The sequence below is a fragment of the Microcoleus sp. B4-D4 genome, from assembly GCF_036705185.1.
Classification (GTDB): domain Bacteria; phylum Cyanobacteriota; class Cyanobacteriia; order Cyanobacteriales; family Microcoleaceae; genus Microcoleus.
In genome coordinates, this window is record NZ_JAUBTX010000006.1 from 1 (window position 1) to 18,686 (window position 18,686).

Sequence of the window (18,686 nt, forward strand, 5' to 3'; positions counted from 1 at the left end):
TGAACCGCCTTCTCTTTGGCGCTTTATTAATATATCAACTCTCCCTTGAGTTGTCAAGCTTTTTTGCAAAGTTTTTTGCTTGTCTTGAAAGCCATACACAGCAGAGCTTTCCACTGCTGAGTCAAATCAATTCTATTATTGCCGGGTTCTGGTTCTCCAGATATCGCTTCTTTTGATCGGTATTAGTAAGGTTTTTTCAGGGGACTCTTCCGCCAATGGGTAGAATATCTGTACAGACAGATGTTCTATATATATATGTGTTCGATCGCCCATGAAAAACCCTACTACTCGTCCTTGTGCCTTATTCGTTACCTGTGCTTCACTGCTGATTGGTTGCAGTCAGACCAACACTCCTCAGACCTCCACAACAGTATCTACAGCTACTTCGCCATCTCCAGCAACTTCGCCACAGGGTGCGGGTGCGGCGAACTCAGCCGCTATTCCCGTTGGAGTTGGGGTGGCGCAAACCAGCAATGTCGCCTTACTTGGCCAGGAACAGGTGGCAGGGGCGAAAATTGCTGAAAAGTATTTCAACGATCGCGGCGGTGTAGATGGGACGCCGATTAGAGTGGTGTTACAAGATACGGGTGGAGACGAACAGGGGGCGATCAATGCTTTTAATACTTTGATCAATCAGGATAAGGTGGTGGGTATTGTGGGCCCTACTCTATCGCAACAGGCTTTTGGTGCAGATCCGATCGCCGATCGCGCCCAAGTTCCCGTGCTCGCACCCTCCAACACAGCTAAAGGCATTCCCCAGATTGGCGATTATGTCGCCAGAGTCTCCGCGCCCGTCGCCGTGGTAGCACCTAACGCAGTTAAAGCCGCCCTCAAGCAAAATCCCAATATCAAGAAAGTAGCCGTGTTTTTTGCTCAGAATGATGCTTTTAGCAAATCTGAGACTGAAACTTTCCAGAAAACAGTTAAAGAGATGGGACTGGAATTGGCAACAGTTCAAAAATTCTTGACTACTGATACAGATTTTCAATCTCAAGCCACTAATGCGATCAATGTCAAGCCCGATTTGATAATTATTTCCGGGTTGGCGGCAGACGGAGGCAATTTAATTAAGCAGTTGCGGGAGTTGGGCTACAAAGGCGTTATTATTGGGGGCAACGGTCTGAATACTTCCAACGTATTTACCGTTTGCAAGGCTCTTTGCGATGGGGTTTTGATTGCCCAAGCATACAGCCCGGAATATCAGAATGAAGTTAATAAGGCTTTCCGCGACGCTTATCGCGCGCAATTCAAGAAAGAACCGCCTCAGTTTAGCGCTCAAGCTTTTACTGGGGTACAAGTTTTTGTTGAGTCATTAAAAGCAATTAATGCTCAGTCTAAGATTAGTGAAACGCCTTTAGCCCAATTGCGGACAAAGCTGAATCAGCAGTTGTTGATAGGTAAGTACGATACGCCTTTAGGGGAAATTTCTTTTACGCCGGAAGGTGAAATCAATCAGAAAGACTTTTATGTGGCACGGATTAAAATGGATGCGGATGGAAATAACGGTAGGTTTGAGTTTTTGAAATAAACGAAGAAAGAAAAATTTGAGCTTATTTGTGATTCAATGACTTAAATTGATGCCCATTTTTTAACTGGCGATGGACTTAACTCTGTTTCTGCAACAATTTCTGAATGGTTTGTCGATCGGCAGCGTGTATGCTATTTTTGCACTGGGATACACGCTGGTGTTTTCTATTCTAGGAATTATTAATTTTGCTCACGGTGCAGTCTTTACTGTGGGTGCTTATTTCACCTATACACTGATGGGGGGCGCTTTCGGTTTTAACGGGTTGTTAGCTAATGCGAGAATTCCCGTACAATTGCCTTTTGCTGTGGCGCTAATTTTGGGTAGTACGCTGGCTGGTTTGGTGGGAGTAATTGTGGAAAGAGTTGCTTTTTTGCCTTTACGCCGCAGAAACTCAGATCCTTTGCTGACAGTTGTTTCTAGTTTGGGGGCGGCTGTGGCGATCGCCAATATTATCCAATATCTAGTCGGGGCTGAAATTTATACTTTTCCAGCTAATACTTACGGTAATTTGCCAGCAGCTATTAACTTTGGTACGGCGGATAGACAGATTCCGATTCGCACTGTGCAAATAGTGATTTTTGGGGTAGCTGTGGCGATTGTTAGCCTGCTAACTTACTTGATAAATTTTACAAAATTTGGTAAAGCAATGCAGGCGGTGGCGGAAGATGCGACTACTTCTAGTTTGTTGGGAATTAATACTGATAGATATATTGTTTTGACGTTTTTTGTGAGCAGTTTTCTGGCTGGTTTGGCGGGGGGTTTGGTGGGTTCTAGTGTGAGTATTGCTGGGCCATATTTTGGAATTGCTTTTGGTTTGAAGGGTTTGGCTGTGATTGTGCTTGGTGGGTTGGGGAGTATTCCTGGGGCTGTTTTTGGTGGGTTTATAATTGGTTTGGTGGAGGCTTTTGTTCCTGGTGATTTTTCGGCTTATAAGGATGCTGTGGCTTTTGCGATCTTGTTTGTGATGTTGTTGGTTAGGCCGCAGGGTTTGTTTGGGCGGCGTTTGATTCAGAAAGTGTAGGATGATTGAAATTGGGTCAACCACGGGGGATTGCCCCTACAGAAACTAATTAGATCGGAATGATTTAACCGCAGAGGACGCAGAGGACGCAGAGAAAGAGAAGGGAGAAATGAATGATTATGATGGGACTGCATTGGAGATAAAGTTGGTATTTAAGTATGTTTATTATTTAAAATAAAATCATGGCTGCATTTTTTACTACTTACGGGTTTCTGATTGTCTTGATGTTGCTGGGTGCAATGTTGGGATTGTCGTTATATTTGCCTTTGATGACTGGGCAGTTGTCTCTGGCTAGCCCCGGTTTTTATGCTTTGGGTGGCTATATTGCAGCGATTTTGTCTACGACGGTGTTTCAAACGACGGGGGGTTTGTTTCCGCTGCCGTTGCTGTTATTGGAGATGATAATTGCAGGGGCTGTTTCGGGGTTGCTGGGTATTTTGGTGGGTATTCCGGCGTTGCGGTTGAGGGGGATTTATTTGGCGCTCGCCACTATTGCTTTTGTGGAAATTCTGCGGGTTTTATCCCTGAATCTCGATATTACTGGCGGGGCTGTGGGGATTTTTGGAATTCCGCAACCGTTTGCAACGTCGATCGAGTATTTATGGATTGTACTGCCTTTGCTGCTGGTAAGTATGGCGATTCTGTACCGACTGGAACGCATCCGGGTGGGACGGGCTTTTGCGGCGATTCGGGCTGATGAGTTGGCGGCTGATGCGATCGGCATTAACCCGACTTTTTATAAGGTTCTGGCTTTTACATTGGGTGCTATTTTAGCAGGAGTTGTCGGTGCGGTTAGCGCGCATTTCCTCAATACTTGGAACGCCCGTCAAGGTACTTTTGATGCTAGTATTATTTACTTAACTTTTGTGTTAATTGGTGGTAGTAGAACTTTTGTCGGGTCGGTTTTGGGTGGGATGATTTTTACTGCTTTACCGGAGGTTTTGAGGGGGACGGCGACTATTCAGGGATTGCCGGTTTGGCTGGCGCAATTTCTGCGGGATGGACGTTTAATTATTTTTGGGTTGCTGATTGTTTTGGGGACGATATTTTTTCCGCAAGGTTTGGTGACGCCGGAGTTGTTGAAGAAGTTGAGAAAGGGCGATCGCACTTCTGTTTAAAAACAGATAGTATTACGATTTTGCCCCATCCTCATCAATGGCTATATCAATGATGTACAATTATTAAGAATTTTATTATTTAGGTGAGAAGAATCATATTACTTTTGCTTGACTAGGGCGTTATTGTTGGTGGAATTCTTACCTTCTGCTTTGAACCGATCGCATAAGTTTTGTGCCATAAGTTGAGCAACTTGTTCATGACCTTGACTATTCCAATGACCGTCACAGCGCATAGCATTGGGAAAGCCATGTACGCAAGTTTTATTTTTTTCTGCATACTCTCGCAATCGCGGGACTGTATCCAATGTTGTAATATTGAGGCGATCGCCAAGGGCTTTGATCCTCTGATTAGGATAATACAAGTCCTTAATCCTAAATCGTTTCACATAGCTTTGACGCATCATAGGCTCAGGATTGACTTGAACTCCCGAACTGACAATCAAAATCATAAAATCTGCTTTTTGGGTCTTGACTTCCCGATTCATTAGTGTAATTAATCCTTCTGTTACTTGCCAAGCCTCTTTCCATACTGGATCGATAGGTTCTTGAAAGTTATGACCTGAGCGCTTTCTGTCTATCGTCTCAACTAGACGTTTCTTATTATTTAAATCAATTTGTCTGACTAACCGCAAGATGCGTGAATGATTGACCAACCAAGTCGGAAGATAATCAACAGATGAAAACTCTAAATAGTTATGTTGTCTTTGTGAAATGTTCAACCCAGAATCATCTAGAACTAATTCGCCATTATTATAGACAAAAAATGGCTTACGTTGAGAAAATTCAAGTTTTTTTGAATTATTAATGATATCGTTACCAGGAAGAAAAGCTAAGAGCACTAAATCTGGAGAATATTGCCAGACTTTATGGCGCAGAGTGATTAGTTCTTGATCCGTCCCATAGCCCTGAACGCCAAAATTAATTACCTCTACTTTGCGATCGCCTAAAGCAGTACATTGTTTATTGAGTTGCTTTCTCATTTTCCACCAAAAAGTATTTTCCATCGGTACTTGTAAAGATTCAGCAAAGGAATCTCCCAACACTGCGATCCGAAAAGTTTTTGGTGGTTTTTCTTTAGTATGTTCGCGATCGCGCAAACCATCTTTATTTGCGCGAATTAAGGAGCGATCGCCTTCCCCCTGCCACTCGAAAGACGCACCCGGTTTCAATGACCAACCAGCGGGATCGTCTAATGTGTAACTTGCAAAAGAAGCAAGATCGCTTGGTTTTTCTATACCTTTAATTCCCCCCAGATGCAGAGCTAATTCTCCCATAAAAACACCAGCCATAATTCCTCCCAAAATTAGGCTGAGTTTTTGCGCCCATAAACTTAGTTTTTTCATTTTAGTTTTTTTATATATAAAAATCTAGTCTAAATCGCCGTGACTATCTCAAAAAGACAATCCCTACAGACAATTAATGTTTTTCTTGCGAAGCTAATTTTATACTTTTGAGTATCATATATCGATCGCCCAAAACTGAAAAGTGAAAAAAGACGGAAAAAGACGGGTCTTTATAAAATGTGGATGCAAGGCGGAAAAAGACGGAAAAAGACGGAAAAAGTCGGCTATACTAACCGTAGTTCTCTGACAACCCTACTGATGGACACTGCCCATATATTGCAATTTGTAGATGAAGTGCTCAGCGCGAAGACAGGCAAACGTCTAAATGACTTGCAGCGTAAAATTATAGAGGGAATACTTAAGCGACAAAAGTATTATTATATTGCAGATACTTATGGCTGTACGGCTGGTCATGCTAAGGATGTAGGTTATAAGCTTTTACAAATGTTATCTAATGTTTTTGGTGAACCAGTTGACAAAGGTAATCTGGAATCTGTTTTAGAACGGCAATTAAATCTGAAGATCAATTTGGTCGATCGCACTACTAATTCTGGTAATAGCCACACAATTAACTATATCAATGGGTGCTCAGAACTACTCACTCCTACGCCAGATAAAAGTCAGCCTGCGACTCCCGACTACCATGACGGCGCGAATCAAGGTAAAACTGAAATGGTTGGTAAATTACGGGAGTTGGGCTTGAAGGATGAGCAAATTGCAGGGGTGCTAGGACTAGCCTTGGAGGCGGTGAAACAGGTAGATTGAAAAGAATGAGTTTATTTGTAGTCTCAAACCCTTTATCTGAAACAGTGGCGACTCTGGGTTGAAACACATATAATTCAGTCAGGAGGTATAAGTTTTATGTTCGCAGTCGTCACCCCAGAAAAGATTCATTTGCCACCAGGAACACTGATAAAATTTCCCGGTAGTTGGCAGGATTACCAAGCACTTGTAGAACAATTGGGCGATCGTTCAATTCCGCGCATCAAATATCGACCAGGAGAGATTTTATTAATGTCCCCTTTACCCGTACACGGAAAACAAGCTCATATTATCGCAATTGTGGCAATAGTTCTGCTAGATTTCTTGGGGCCAGATTATGAAGCGTTTACACCAATTACGATGGATTTGCCGGAAGAAAGAGGAATTGAACCCGATTATTGTTTTTATATCGATAATTGCGCCGCAATTCTGGCTAAAGATCGGATTGCTTGGGGTGTTGAACCGCCGCCCGATTTAGTAATTGAAGTAGATGTAACTAGCTACACGGATGTAAATGATTACTTGCCTTATCAAGTGCCGGAAGTGTGGCTGTTTAAGAAAAATAAGCTCAGAATTTACGGCTTGCAAAACGATCGCTATGTCGAAAGTTCAGTTAGCCGTTATTTTCCCAATTTTAATGTATCAGCAATTGTGGAAGAATGCTGGCAAATGTCGCGCGATCGCCATACAAGTACAGTAATTCGGGAGTTGCGGCAAAAAATTGAGAGGGAGAACGGTTGAATCATCGTGTCCGGTGAATGGATTGTAATTCCTGTAGAGGCAGGTTCACCAACAATAATTGCCTAAAACCGAAAATTATCATAAACCTGCCCCCGCCCAACGACTATAAATAATTTTGATTGTGGGTCATCAAACAAACATGATATTCTGCCAAATTTTAATAGTTTTGTCACTACTACCGCTAGCCAAAAACTCTCCTTCCGGGGTAAAATTTACGGAATAAACAGAATTTGTATGACCTAAAATATTACAAAGTTCTTGACCATTTTTTACCCGCCAAATCTTGATAATTTGATTGCTACTGCTGGCAATTACTTCGCCATCGGGACTAAACGCGATCGAATCTACATACCAAGAATGACCTGCAATTGTTAAAATTTCTTGCCAATCTTTGACCCACCAAATTTTGATAGTATTGTCGTGACTGCCACTCGCCAGAAACTCTCCGTTGGGACTAAAAGCTACACAACGCACGCAGTCTGTATGACCAGTCAGCGTGCGAATTAGCTTGCCATCTTTGACTCGCCAAATCTTAATAGTTCTGTCCCAACTGCTGCTAGCCAGAGTTTCTCCGTCAGGACTGAAGGCGACGCAGTAAACTAAGTTACTGTGACCGCTAAATGTGCGGATTTCTTGCCCGTCTTTCACGCGCCAAAGCTTAATTGTTTTGTCCCAACTGCTGCTAGCTACAGTTTCGCCGTCGGGACTGAAAACTAAGCCATAAACTGAGTTGCTGTGACCTGCAAGCGTGCGTATTTCTTGCCCGTCTTTCATTCGCCAAAATTTGATTGTTTTGTCGTGACTACTGCTGGCAAGTATTTTTCCATCGGGGCTAAAAACTACTGTATGAACTGAGTTGGTGTGTCCGGCGAGAGTTACTATTTCTTGCCTATCTTGTACTTGCCAAAGCTTGATTGTTTTGTCATCGCTACCGCTGGCGATAACTTCTCCGTTAGGGCTGAAAGCTACAGAGGAAATTAAATTTTTGTGTCCGGTTAAGGTGTGAATACATTGCCAGTTATGAGTTGACTGAGGAGGCGGATTGGGATTGGCAGCAGGTTTAATTGCTTTGGTAATTATTGTTTGAGGAATGGTGAGTTTAATAGCTGCTTCTGGATTCAGTTGAGTTAAGACTTCAACAGCCGTTTGATAGCGACGGTTCGTAGCATTTTCAATCAATTGGTCTAAGATTTTGCCCGTTTCTTCACTCACCGGGTTGTTTGCCAAATATTGCCGCCAAATCCAGGCATCTTCGCCCGGATCGAAGAGATCAAAGGGAGAAACTTGAGTTAGCAAATACAGGCAAGTTACGCCTAAACTGTACAAATCACTGGTGAAAAATGCTTTGCCTCTGGCTTGTTCGGGGGCGATGTATTCGGGGCTACCGATGCTAGTTCCTGTTTTGAGTAAGGCTGTACCTGTAGCTATTTTTGCTGCACCAAAGTCTACTAAAACTAATTGTTTGTCGGCGCGGCGGATGATGTTTTCTGGTTTGATATCTCGGTGAATTACGTTGTGGGAGTGGATGAAGTGAAGTACGGGTAATAAGCTGTTGAGTAAGTCTTGAATTTGAGTTTGTGTAAACGTACCTTCTGTTGCTACAATTTGTGCTAGATTTTGTCCGTCGATAAATTCTTGGACTACATATTGTCGGTTGTCTTGGATGGAATATGCTAAGAGTTCGGGAATTTGAGGATGTTTCCCTAATTCGTCTAATCGCATTGCTTCTTGTTCAAAAAGTTCGGCTGCTTTTTTGCTATTGCGATTGCTGGCTGATGGGATGAGTGGGGTTTCTGGGGGTAAGAATTGTTTGATGACGCAGCGGGGTTTTGATGGTTTGTCTTCGTCAACGGCGAGTAATGTTCTGCCAAAACCTCCTTGTCCGATCGCCTTTATGGCCCGATATCTGTCGCGCAACAGCAGTTTTGACCGACAATTTCGGCAAATTTTGGCTGTATCCGGGTTTTCGGGCTTGGAACAGTTGGGGTTTAGGCAATAACTCATTCGATTTTAGATTTTGGATTTTAGATTATTTGTATCAGGCAGTAAATATTATACCTGTTTCCAGAGTCTAGATAATTTGGTTTGTAGTGAGGACTTTAATCCTTCTATCTTAGATCAAGAAAGACTTCAGTCCTCATTACGAACATTTAAAAATTAACATAAAATACCAAATTTGGTTTGTAGTGAGGACTTTAGTCTTCTTTTTTAAGTTGAGAAAAGAAGGACTTCAGTCCTCACTGTGAACCGCGAAAAATTAACTATTTTAGAAGTTCCACATAACTGGGTTGTCATCTAAACTATCGGTGACGGTTCGCCCGATCGCGTCTATTGCTTTTAAGTCCTCTTGACTCAACTTTACTTCGGCAGCTTTGGCATTAGCGGTGGCTTGTTCGGCATTGCGCGCGCCAACAATTGCGTTGGTTTGTGGCTGGGCGATTAACCACGCTAATGCTAAATTGCCCAAGCTTGTTTGGTGGCGATCGGCAATTGGCCGGAGTTGATTTAATGCTGTTTGCACTCTGGCGTAATTTTCTTTGATAAACAGCTTGCTTTTGGCGCGGTGATCGCCTTCTTCAAATTTGTGTTCTGGCCCAAATTTACCTGTTAATATTCCTTGAGCTAGAGATTAGTAGGCAATGATTGAGATATTATTTTCTACACAGTAGGACATAGCCTCTTTTTCTACCCAGCGCCAAAATAGAGAATAGGGCGGTTGCAAGCTGTCGATGCGTCCGTATTGGGCGGCTTCTGCTATTTGGGCGCGGGAAAAGTTGGAAACACCGATCGCCCGAATCTTCCCCTGTTCTTTTAATTTGTTCAGCGCGTCCATTGTTTCTGCAATGGGCACTAATTCGGAATTCCAAGTCCCGGCGGGCCAGTGGATTTGGTAAAGGTCGATATAATCGGTGTTGAGGTTTTTTAGCGATCGATCGCACGCCTCGACTACCAAATCGGGTTTGAGATGGTTGGCAAAAACTTTGCTAGCATAAACTACTTGTGATCGCACATCTGAAAGCGCTTTGCCGATAATTTGTTCCGAATGTCCTTCTCCGTAAACCTCCGCCGTATCAAAGGTGGTAATACCGGCCTCAAAAGCGGCGCGCATTGCTTTGACAGTTTCGGCATCCTCAATTCCCACCCACATCCGCTTCCCAGCTTGCCAAGTCCCCATAATTATCGGGCTAATTTGAATTCCCGATGTCCCCAATTGTCGCTTTTCCATAGCTATAGCCCTAATTTGGATTTTTACTATTTACCCTCAAACTATCTAATTTTAACAGAAAAAAGTTGTTATAATTGCTATAAATTACCGATTTTGTTACTTTGGTTAAAACCAAACTAAATCCTATGAAATCAACTACTCGCGCGCTGAAAGAATGGAATGTAGCGGTTAATGCTTTGGAACAGGGCAAAACGATTGTACTGTTGCGAAAGGGGGGTATTCGCGAGCAAGCAGGACAGTTTAATGTTGCTGACAAGCAGGTTTTGCTTTATCCAACTTTTGAACACCAACAGCCTGATTTATTAAAGCCAGATTTTGCGAGTCAGGTGAAAACGGTAGAATCTGGTTGGCATCCAGAATTTATTAAAATTAGCAGTTGGGCGGAGATTACCGATGTTTTTTTGGTAGCTTGGGAACCTGCAATTACGGCGCTTTTTCCTTACCATATCTGGAATGAAAAATTTGTCGGCGATCGCCTGAAATGGAAACAAAATCAGCCAATTTATATTTTACTACTGCGGGCTTATCGGTTAGCCCAAAATCTAGAAATTCCGTACATTTCTGCCTACGGCGGTTGCCGTTCTTGGATAGATTTGGCTAGTCCTATTTCCCTGGAGGGAAGCGAAGCTGTTTTATGCAATCGAGAATACCTTGAACGTTCAAATGAAATCCGCAATCTGATCGCGAATTCTCCGAAGCTTGAAGAAGAACAGGCGGTTGAAACCGCGTCTATACAAACAAAACCCACCTCCGCGGGTTGAAGAATGGGCGGTGAAAATAACGTAAAACAGGATTTTCTTCAGAAGACCGGGCGGTTGAAACCGCGTCTATACAAACAAAACCCACCTCCGTGGGTTGAAGAATGGGCGGTGAAAATAACGTAAAACATAATTTTCTTCAGTCTGCGGAGGCAGACTTCGTTTTTGTAGACGCGGTTTCAACCGCCGTCTGATCTTTTAGAGAGGTGTCCTTCTACTAAACCCAGCCCAAAATCTGCTGCTAATGCCATTAAAGCTGACGGAATTGCCCCAGCTAAAAGTAACTGATTGTTGATTGTAGCAACGCCACGAAAAATAAACACGCCCAAGCCGCCGGCACCAATTGCAGCGGCGATCGTTGCTAGCCCGATCGCAATTACCGCAGCAACTCGCACTCCCGCCAAAATTACGCCCAGCGCTAGGGGAAGTTCCACTTGCCATAACAGTTGCAAATCCGTCATTCCCATGCCTCTCCCGGCTGCCACAATCGCCGAATCCACACCGACAATCCCGGTATAAGTGTTGCGGATAATGGGCAGTAGGGAATAAAGTGTGAGGGCGATGATTGCGGTGCGATCGCCTATTCCTCCCACAACGGGCATCGGAATGAGCAAGCCAAACAAAGCTAAACTGGGAATTGTTTGCATAATATTTGCAAATCCCAAAATCGGCTTTTTCAATTGGGGTTTTCTCGTTACTAAAATTCCGAGGGGAATCCCGACAATAATCGCGATCGAAATTGCGATAGTTACTAAATATAAGTGTTCGAGTACGCGCTGAATTATTTCAGCGCCATAGCGGTTGATAAAAATTATCATCGGGTTATTGGTTATTGCTGATTGCTGTCAATCTTATAAATCATTTTCCATTTCAGGACTTTCTTCACCAGGATAGAAGCGAAAGTCCAGAATTTCCTCTAAGCTGTAAAAGCAGTTTGGAGGAAATGTTTTAAGAGGTAAATCGGTTTCTCCTACTGCCAAATCTCTACCGTTTTGATAAGCTTCTTGGAAAGCTTCTTGCAAGTAAGGTTTCAGACTTGGGTTATCTTGTATCAGTCTCTGAGTGTCCCGCCGCTGCACTCGAATTGTAGACAGCCAGCTACGACTGCGCTGCTGGGGCTGATATTGCCACTTCAGCAAATGTCCCAGCAAAATGCTCAAACGATTTCTAAGTTCTTGACGTTCCTGTTTGCCCAAAGATTCAATCTCCTCAATTAAATTTGGCAAGTCAAGTTCACTCCACTGACACTTGCGAAGTAACTTGGCTTGTTCTTGCGTCCAAGCATAGAAGTCTGTCTCGTAAAGACTGTGCATCGTTTGATTATCAGCTTAGTTACTAAAACTATATTATAGAATTTTTGCTAAAATTATTCAAATCTAGCTACTTGCAAACATTCAAGAAATGCCTGAGCTTCTGGATGCTGAGATTTTAAAAAATCGTCGGGTGAGCCCAATTCAACCAATCGTCCATCCTGCATTAAACCAATTTTAGAAGCTAACAAAAAAGCTTCTTGAATGCCGTGAGTTACAAAAATCACAGTTTTGCCAAGTTGCTGCTGCAATTGACCGAATTCCCGCTGCAATTCCAGGCGAGTAATCGGGTCTAAAGCGCCAAACGGTTCGTCCATTAATAGCATCGGAGGGTCAGCGGCCAGTGCTCTGGCGACACCCACGCGCTGCCGCTGTCCGCCAGATAACTGATGGGGATAACGTTTGGCGAAGTGCTGCGGATCGAGGTTGACTAATTCTAACAGTTGGCGGACGCGAGATTGAATGCGCGATCGCTCCCAACCTTCCAATTTCGGGACTAAACCGACGTTTTGCTCGACGGTAAAATGGGGAAACAAACCGATTTCTTGAATTACATAGCCAATTTTTCGCCGCAATTGAATGGGGTTCCATTCAGTTGTCGGTTTTCCCATGACAAGCACTTCACCGCTAGTTGGTGCGAGTAAATTGTTAATCAATTTCATGGTAGTAGTTTTGCCACTACCGCTGCGTCCCAGCAATACTAAAACTTCTCCTTGCAGCACTTGAAAATTGATTTTTTCTACTAAATGCCTGCGGTTGAGACGGTAAGTGACTTCAAGGCATTCGACAGCAACTTCATGATTATTGACAGCCATGATTAGTTTCGGTGATGTTGGTTATAATAAATCGTCAATCGGCTAGCGTCGCGGAACAATTTAAAATCTAAAATCCAAAATCTACAATCTAAAATTGTCGTGGTTTTGCCATTCTAGCAACAAGGCTCGACATTGGAGGCAAGTTAATTTTTTGAGCAAGTCTCGAATGCCGTCGGGGGTGACAGGATATACAGCGCCGAGAAGTTCGGGGTTGACTGTGGCTGTCGGGTGCAATTCTGCCACAAAACCGTAGAGTTTTTGATTGGAGAATGAACTGTTGATGGCCCAGCCTGTGGTGTTGAGGGGTTGGATGCGGGCGATCGCACTTTCTGTCAAGCCTAGTTCTTTTTTGATTATAACTGGAACTGCCGCTGCTGGCGTTACTGCTTCTGGTACGCGACCGCCGGGAAAATCGAGGGTGGCGGATGCCACGCCGGGGCGATACGTTGGTGAGGGAAACAGCAATTTGTCAGCTTGAATGGTCAAGATTACAACTGAATCTGCTCTTTCAACTCGCCAATATTCTACAATTTGCCCTTCGGTAGTTTCGAGATGTTCGGCGATTAGTTTTACCCAATGAGAGTTGATTTCTACAAAGCGATCTAGGGTTTTCCAGTGGGATTTTTGGTTTTGGTTCATGTTGTTAGTTTTTAGTTTTTAGTTTTTAGTTTTTAGTTTTTGGTTGTTGGTTGTTAGTTGTTAGTGCTGTCCCCCCGATCGAACGTCCAATGTCATCAGGAAGAAGGAACAGGCAAAAAATAATTAAGAATATCCTAAGCGTTGGCTATGGTTGCTATAAATCAGAGGTTGTTGGCTATGGTAGTCGATCGCTGTCGATCGCCCAAATAGCCGATCGACCTTAGAGCCACTTTTCCCCTCTAGATTGTAAATTTTTGCAACAAACTACACGTTCACCCTAATAATTCAGTAACATAGACTACATAATCAAAATTTATCTGCAGCTCTGGGTTGTTAAAACCCCGCAAGGAGTGCAGACTCTTAGCTCAACAGACAGGAGTAATTATGCAACTGCAAACAGATATTCGTACTTGGCAACCGCCAGCCGGCATCACGAGCGATCGCGATCGGGAAAGATTCGGCTGCGCCGTACCTGCACCAAAATTGGCTCCTGACCTGTGGGTAAGATTGTTCAATCCCCCAACAGCATTTAGTTTTGACGAAGCGCGGCTGTTGTGTCAGCACTCAGAAGACAAGTGGCTAGCTTGGATTCCCGATCATGGGGAAATTTTGCTGAATACGAATGAATTTTGCGCTACTTAATCAAAAATTAAAGTGTGGAAATCCATATTTTTCAGGCTTCAAAGCATATTTTTGGAAAAAACCAGGTCTTTTCGGAATTATCTCGTTTGTAGTGAAGACTTCAGTCCTCAAGGATTAAGCAGGACTAGAGAGTGTTTTCACTACAAACCAATTAATTAAAATTTTGACAACAAAAAGAGCAGTAGAAAACCTATTGCTCTTTTTGTCTTGTGCAAAAACACTCTCTAGTTTTTGTCTTCAGACAGCGGAACTTATTCGCTTATTTGCAAACAGCACGGTTATTGGCGTTTCTGACAATCGTGCCTACTCTGCCATTAATCATAATCGGGTTTTTGGTGCTGGCTCGAATCAAGCGGGGCTGTTTACCCAGACATTCTTTGATTGATTCTGACCAGGCGGTGAGAGCGCTGGTGTATTCTGTACGAGTCGCTGGTGCGCGAAACTGATCGGTAATTATGTGATCCGTGGTGATGCTAGTGTCAGTAGCAACATTGATAATAATTGGAAAGTCAAAGGCTTTGGGCAAGGTTCTGTCAGGTATTTTGCCCGGTACTATCTGGTACTTCATCGAGCCACCCTTGTAGTCAATACTTGCTTCGGGGGCTGTTTGAGCGAAGGCTGGAATAGGCAAGCTTGCTACCAAGACGGTGCAGCAACTCCAAAATAATTTCGATTTCATCCGATTCATCTCCTCAACTGTATGACGATTAGCACTAATTAGATAGGCTCCAAAAACATTAGCTTATATTTATCAAAAATATGAGGCTAATGAGCTTTTTATCTGAAGTTTGACCCACCTAATTTTTTAATATACATCCTCAAAAATGTGAAAACTGGTTTGCCTGACAAACTGTAAAATGGTTTCAGTTGAGTAAGACATTTACACATCTGAAGTTGTTACAGTATTGGAGACTCGATTTGACCAGAATGATTCATTTTAGATCGATGTCATTGGAACTTTATCAAATTTTGTCTCAGATATCAAGTTTTGTCGATCGCACATCGCATTTTAACACCGTCCCAGCAGGTCGATCGCCCTTTGAGTGTTACGGGCTATACCAGAGCGAGAAAGATGCTAAAGTACATCGATGGGCGTTTGAGTATTTTCAAGCGACAATAGGCAGAGAAGGGGCTTGAAAATAGGTGAATTTAGTGGAAGATAGCAAGATTATAGACTTATCGGAAATCATGGGTGTTCCCGCGGCTCCTGCGGGTTACAAATCGGGCTTTGTGGGTATTATCGGGCGGCCGAATGTCGGCAAATCCACGCTGATGAATCAGTTGGTGGGGCAGAAAATTGCGATTACTTCGCCGGTGTCTCAGACGACGCGCAACAGGCTGCGGGGCATCCTGACGACGGATGAAGCACAAATTATTTTTGTCGATACTCCCGGAATTCACAAGCCTCATCACCAATTGGGTAAGGTTTTGGTGCAGAATGCGCGCACCGCGATTCAGTCGGTGGATGTGGTGCTGTTTGTGGTGGATGGTTCGGTGGAATCGGGAGGGGGCGATCGATATATCATCGAAATTCTCAGCAATTGCAAAATTCCGGTGATTTTGGGGATGAATAAGTTGGACGAACAACCGGAGGATTCCGTGTTGATCGATCGCACTTACGAGCAAATTGTCAATCCTGAGTGGCCAGTCGTCAAGTTTTCCGCTCTCACGGGCGAAGGTGTGGAACCGCTGCAACAATTGTTAATCGAACATCTGGAGGTTGGGCCTTACTATTATCCGCCCGATTTGGTGACTGACCAGCCGGAACGCTTTATTATGGGCGAATTGATTCGGGAACAGATTTTGCTGCTGACGCGGGAAGAAGTGCCGCATTCTGTAGCAATTGCGATCGACATTGTTCAAGAAGAAGCCAAAATTACGCGGATTCTGGCGACAATTCACGTCGAACGGGATTCCCAAAAAGGTATTTTAATCGGTAAAAGCGGCAGTATGCTGAAGTCGATCGGCAGTGCGGCCCGCGAACAGATTCAAAAGTTAATTGAAGGCAAAGTGTATTTAGAGTTATTTGTGAAGGTGCAGCCGAAGTGGCGGCAGTCGCGCACTCGTTTAGCAGAATTGGGCTATCGCGTGGAAGATTGAAACTTTGGTGCTTTGCGGGATGTTCGCGATCGCATCCCTCTTTAAAAACTGTCCAAATTATTCTAAAAAGGCTTTCTGCAAAAAATGTTTGTGTGAGACTAAAATAGGGAATATAAATAAACTCCATTACCTATTACCTACCACTCATTACCTAAAACAATGATTGCCGGAAAAGAAAACTTTCCTCAAATAACCCCAGAAGAATACTTTGCTTGGGAAGAAAAGCAGCTAGAAAAGCATGAGTATATCAATGGTCAAGTCTACGCCATGAGCGGCGGCAGCGTGAACCATAGCCGCATTGCCGTCAGACTCACAACTCTCTTCTCCAATCATCTAGAAAGCAGCAGTTGCGAAACAGGAAACTCCGATCTGAGAGTCAACATCGCCGGAACCAAAAACTACATCTACCCCGATGCAAGTGTCACCTGCGACGATCACGATCAAACCACAACCCAATACATTACTTACCCCTGCTTAATCGTGGAAGTTCTCTCTCCCAGCACTGAGGGATACGATCGCGGTGGCAAATTTAGAATGTACCGTAACAACCCTGTCTTACAAGATTACCTATTGGTTAGTTCCACCAGTATCGAAATGGATTTGTATCACAAAAATGATGCTGGTGAATGGCTCATCATTAACTACCAAGAAGGTGATACCATCGAACTAAAAAGCATCAATCTCAGTTTTGCGATCGAACAAGTCTATCGCAACCTCGACCTGACCCCAGAAACAACAGCTTAAAATTGATAGAGCGATTAAATTAGGAGATTGTTATGATTGCAGCTAGAGAGCAGGAGCGGTACTTTACACCTGAAGAGTATTTTGCTTGGGAGGAGCAACAATTAGAAAAACATGAGCTAATCGATGGTCGCGTATATGCGATGAGTGGGGGTACGCAAAATCATAGTGCGATCGCTATTAATTTCTTATTATCGATTAGATCTCACTTGCGAGGAAATCAATGTAGAGTTTTTAATTCGGATTTAAAGGTTAATATTCTCAATACTCGCAACTATACCTATCCCGATCTGAGTGTCACTTGCGATCGGCGAGATAATTCTAGCCCTCAATATATTACCTATCCCTGCTTAATCGTTGAGGTTTTATCGGATAGTACCGAGGCTTACGACCGAGGCAAGAAGTTTGAAAAATATCGCCGCAACCCGAATTTAATTGATTATGTGTTGGTGAGTTCTGATGAGATGGCGATCGATATTTATCACAGAAATGATGCGGGGGATTGGTTGATTCTGAGCTATCGAGCGGGCGATCGCGTCGAACTTAAAAGTATTGGGTTGAGTTTGGCGATCGAGCAATTCTATGAAGAAATTGTTTTCGACCGATCGCCTGATGCGGTTTAGTATGGAGTCATATAGCAATCCTAAATGAATCGTAAATTTTTGACCCCACCCCAGCCCTCCCCTTAGTAAGGGGAGGGAGCAAGAAATTCGCAAATGATTTATGTACAGCCTACAACCTATTAGAAGCCAAGAAGATTACAAAGCATCGCTGAAAGAAATAGAGCGTTTGTTTGAAGCTCCTCAAGGAACTCCAGAATTCGATCGATTAGAAATATTAGTCACCTTAGTTGAAGCCTACGAAAACAAACATGAGCCGATCGAGAAGATCCCGTTCGGATTATCAGTGCGCGAGAGGCAACCCGAAATGAGCGGAGATTTTATGAAGATGGATAATAATCAAGAGCTAGAGGACGAGTTACGTCCTGAGTATAATTTTAGTAAGATGAAGGGTGGCGTTAGAGGAAAATATGTCGAACGCTATAGGGCAGGAACTAATGTAGTGTTGCTCGTCTTGGACTGAAATCTGTTCTCTAAACTGGTCTGCTAAAAATCCCATATCAAACTATGAACTACCGAAACCACATCACTATCGAGGCAAATAAACGCGGTGGTAAGCCTTGTGTACGCGGCTTGCGAATTACGGTTTATGAAGTGCTTGAGTACCTGGCTTCCGAGATGACCGAAGCAGAAATTCTCGACGATTTTCCCGATTTGACGCGAGAAGATTTAAAAGCTTGTATAGCTTATGCTGCTGACCGCGAGCGTCGGTTTATGACTGCGACCTTATCGGCATGAAATTACTTTTTGATGAAAACTTGTCGCCCAAGTTGCCGAACCGTTTGAGCGATATTTTTCCAAATTCGCTTCACGTTCGAGATGTGGGCATGAAAGCAACGATCGACCCAATAGTTTGGGATTATGCAAAAGACAATAATTTGATGATTGTCTCGAAAGACGCGGATATGCACGACCTGAGCTTAGTATTTGGGAATCCACCGAAAGTTATTTGGCTTTGCCTTGGAAACTGTTCGACATCACAAGTTGAAAATTTGCTACGTCGGGAGTTCAACGCGATTAAGTTATTTTATGAAGATGAGAGTTTATCGCTGCTTGCTTTATCATAATGCACAGCTCGCCCCAGTGTGAGTTCGACTCTAAATGCTCTCTCATCTAAAATCTAATATAGATAGGTTTTTTCAGTGCGACGGCTTAAGTGATTGAGTCAAATCGTGCGGCGAACTCGATCGAGGAAAGGAGATTCTGATGGGGAGTAAGAAGGGGTTGACATACATCCTTGAGCTGCGGTATTATTCGACTATATCCAGTATTGTACAGCAACGGCGATACAATTATAAGGTAGACTTCATAATTTTTTAAGA

At 43.4% G+C, this 18,686-nt stretch carries 21 protein-coding genes and 1 pseudogene; 14 read left to right on the forward strand and 8 right to left on the reverse strand.

The features are described 5' to 3' along the window. Nucleotides 1-271 precede the first annotated feature (271 nt). The 3 genes from QUB13_RS07020 to QUB13_RS07030 all read left to right on the forward strand — a co-directional run bounded on the left by QUB13_RS07020 (nucleotide 272) and on the right by QUB13_RS07030 (nucleotide 3,667). A complete protein-coding gene (locus QUB13_RS07020; protein ID WP_333379846.1) occupies nucleotides 272-1,528 on the forward strand; it encodes an ABC transporter substrate-binding protein in 1,257 nt (418 codons plus the stop codon). A 70-nt stretch (nucleotides 1,529-1,598) separates the two neighbouring features. Next, a complete protein-coding gene (locus QUB13_RS07025) occupies nucleotides 1,599-2,549 on the forward strand; it encodes a branched-chain amino acid ABC transporter permease (protein ID WP_333379847.1) in 951 nt (316 codons plus the stop codon). Nucleotides 2,550-2,731: 182 nt separating this feature from the next. Beyond that, nucleotides 2,732-3,667, forward strand: coding sequence for a branched-chain amino acid ABC transporter permease (locus QUB13_RS07030; protein WP_333379848.1), 936 nt, complete (start codon nucleotides 2,732-2,734; stop codon nucleotides 3,665-3,667). Between the two features lie 98 nt (nucleotides 3,668-3,765). On the opposite strand, the gene QUB13_RS07035 is transcribed toward QUB13_RS07030, so the two are convergent. Continuing rightward, the gene (locus QUB13_RS07035; protein WP_333379849.1) at nucleotides 3,766-5,010 is read right to left on the reverse strand and encodes an SGNH/GDSL hydrolase family protein; all 1,245 of its coding nucleotides are present in this window, start codon (nucleotides 5,008-5,010) and stop codon (nucleotides 3,766-3,768) included. 177 nt (nucleotides 5,011-5,187) lie between these two features. Between QUB13_RS07035 and QUB13_RS07040 the strand changes: the two genes are divergently transcribed. Both QUB13_RS07040 and QUB13_RS07045 read left to right on the forward strand, forming a co-directional pair. Beyond that, nucleotides 5,188-5,775, forward strand: a complete 588-nt coding sequence (locus QUB13_RS07040) for a hypothetical protein (RefSeq protein WP_333379850.1) — start codon at nucleotides 5,188-5,190, stop codon at nucleotides 5,773-5,775. Between the two features lie 96 nt (nucleotides 5,776-5,871). Next, nucleotides 5,872-6,513, forward strand: a complete 642-nt coding sequence (locus tag QUB13_RS07045; RefSeq protein WP_333379851.1) for a Uma2 family endonuclease — start codon at nucleotides 5,872-5,874, stop codon at nucleotides 6,511-6,513. 129 nt (nucleotides 6,514-6,642) lie between these two features. Here the strand turns inward: QUB13_RS07045 and QUB13_RS07050 are convergent, their stop codons facing one another. Together QUB13_RS07050 and QUB13_RS07055 are read right to left on the reverse strand one after the other, a co-directional pair. Next, on the reverse strand, nucleotides 6,643-8,517 hold the full coding sequence (locus QUB13_RS07050; protein WP_333379852.1) for a serine/threonine-protein kinase: 1,875 nt from the start codon (nucleotides 8,515-8,517) through the stop codon (nucleotides 6,643-6,645). Between the two features lie 262 nt (nucleotides 8,518-8,779). After that, a pseudogene (locus QUB13_RS07055) lies at nucleotides 8,780-9,739 on the reverse strand (aldo/keto reductase). Between the two features lie 125 nt (nucleotides 9,740-9,864). Between QUB13_RS07055 and QUB13_RS07060 the strand changes: the two are divergent. Then, nucleotides 9,865-10,500 carry a DUF1802 family protein gene (locus QUB13_RS07060; protein ID WP_333379853.1) on the forward strand — a complete coding sequence of 212 codons (636 nt, stop codon included), beginning with the start codon at nucleotides 9,865-9,867 and terminating at the stop codon, nucleotides 10,498-10,500. Nucleotides 10,501-10,676: 176 nt separating this feature from the next. Here QUB13_RS07060 and QUB13_RS07065 read toward each other — a convergent pair whose 3' ends face one another. The 4 genes from QUB13_RS07065 to QUB13_RS07080 form a co-directional block, all read right to left on the reverse strand. Beyond that, nucleotides 10,677-11,315 (reverse strand): ABC transporter permease, encoded by a 639-nt coding sequence (locus tag QUB13_RS07065; RefSeq protein ID WP_333379854.1) that lies wholly within the window; start codon nucleotides 11,313-11,315, stop codon nucleotides 10,677-10,679. 33 nt (nucleotides 11,316-11,348) lie between these two features. Beyond that, the gene (locus QUB13_RS07070) at nucleotides 11,349-11,810 is read right to left on the reverse strand and encodes a DUF29 domain-containing protein (protein ID WP_194009938.1); all 462 of its coding nucleotides are present in this window, start codon (nucleotides 11,808-11,810) and stop codon (nucleotides 11,349-11,351) included. 53 nt (nucleotides 11,811-11,863) lie between these two features. Beyond that, the gene (locus QUB13_RS07075) at nucleotides 11,864-12,622 is read right to left on the reverse strand and encodes an ATP-binding cassette domain-containing protein (RefSeq protein WP_333379855.1); all 759 of its coding nucleotides are present in this window, start codon (nucleotides 12,620-12,622) and stop codon (nucleotides 11,864-11,866) included. An 81-nt stretch (nucleotides 12,623-12,703) separates the two neighbouring features. After that, on the reverse strand, nucleotides 12,704-13,261 hold the full coding sequence (locus QUB13_RS07080) for an NUDIX hydrolase (protein WP_333379856.1): 558 nt from the start codon (nucleotides 13,259-13,261) through the stop codon (nucleotides 12,704-12,706). A 384-nt stretch (nucleotides 13,262-13,645) separates the two neighbouring features. On the opposite strand from QUB13_RS07080, the gene QUB13_RS07085 reads away from it, so the two are divergent. Beyond that, complete coding sequence (locus tag QUB13_RS07085; protein WP_333092907.1) at nucleotides 13,646-13,903, forward strand: hypothetical protein; 258 nt, start codon at nucleotides 13,646-13,648, stop codon at nucleotides 13,901-13,903. Nucleotides 13,904-14,162: 259 nt separating this feature from the next. Here QUB13_RS07085 and QUB13_RS07090 read toward each other — a convergent pair whose 3' ends face one another. Then, nucleotides 14,163-14,582, reverse strand: coding sequence for a hypothetical protein (locus tag QUB13_RS07090; protein ID WP_333379857.1), 420 nt, complete (start codon nucleotides 14,580-14,582; stop codon nucleotides 14,163-14,165). Nucleotides 14,583-14,830: 248 nt separating this feature from the next. On the opposite strand from QUB13_RS07090, the gene QUB13_RS07095 reads away from it, so the two are divergent. From QUB13_RS07095 to QUB13_RS07125, 7 genes are all read left to right on the forward strand, one after another. Continuing rightward, complete coding sequence (locus tag QUB13_RS07095) at nucleotides 14,831-15,040, forward strand: hypothetical protein (protein WP_333379858.1); 210 nt, start codon at nucleotides 14,831-14,833, stop codon at nucleotides 15,038-15,040. A 51-nt stretch (nucleotides 15,041-15,091) separates the two neighbouring features. After that, nucleotides 15,092-16,003 carry a GTPase Era gene (era, locus tag QUB13_RS07100; protein ID WP_333379997.1) on the forward strand — a complete coding sequence of 304 codons (912 nt, stop codon included), beginning with the start codon at nucleotides 15,092-15,094 and terminating at the stop codon, nucleotides 16,001-16,003. Nucleotides 16,004-16,162: 159 nt separating this feature from the next. Next, entirely contained in the window at nucleotides 16,163-16,747 is a 585-nt protein-coding gene (locus QUB13_RS07105) for a Uma2 family endonuclease (protein WP_333379859.1), read from the forward strand. Between the two features lie 32 nt (nucleotides 16,748-16,779). After that, a complete protein-coding gene (locus tag QUB13_RS07110; protein WP_333379860.1) occupies nucleotides 16,780-17,367 on the forward strand; it encodes a Uma2 family endonuclease in 588 nt (195 codons plus the stop codon). Between the two features lie 100 nt (nucleotides 17,368-17,467). Beyond that, a complete protein-coding gene (locus tag QUB13_RS07115; protein ID WP_333379861.1) occupies nucleotides 17,468-17,827 on the forward strand; it encodes a hypothetical protein in 360 nt (119 codons plus the stop codon). A gap of 44 nt (nucleotides 17,828-17,871) precedes the next feature. Further along, entirely contained in the window at nucleotides 17,872-18,102 is a 231-nt protein-coding gene (locus QUB13_RS07120; RefSeq protein ID WP_006634608.1) for a DUF433 domain-containing protein, read from the forward strand. Then, nucleotides 18,099-18,431 carry a DUF5615 family PIN-like protein gene (locus tag QUB13_RS07125; RefSeq protein WP_333379862.1) on the forward strand — a complete coding sequence of 111 codons (333 nt, stop codon included), beginning with the start codon at nucleotides 18,099-18,101 and terminating at the stop codon, nucleotides 18,429-18,431. Before QUB13_RS07120 ends, QUB13_RS07125 begins: the two co-directional genes overlap by 4 nt. The last annotated feature ends 255 nt before the right edge of the window (nucleotides 18,432-18,686 follow it).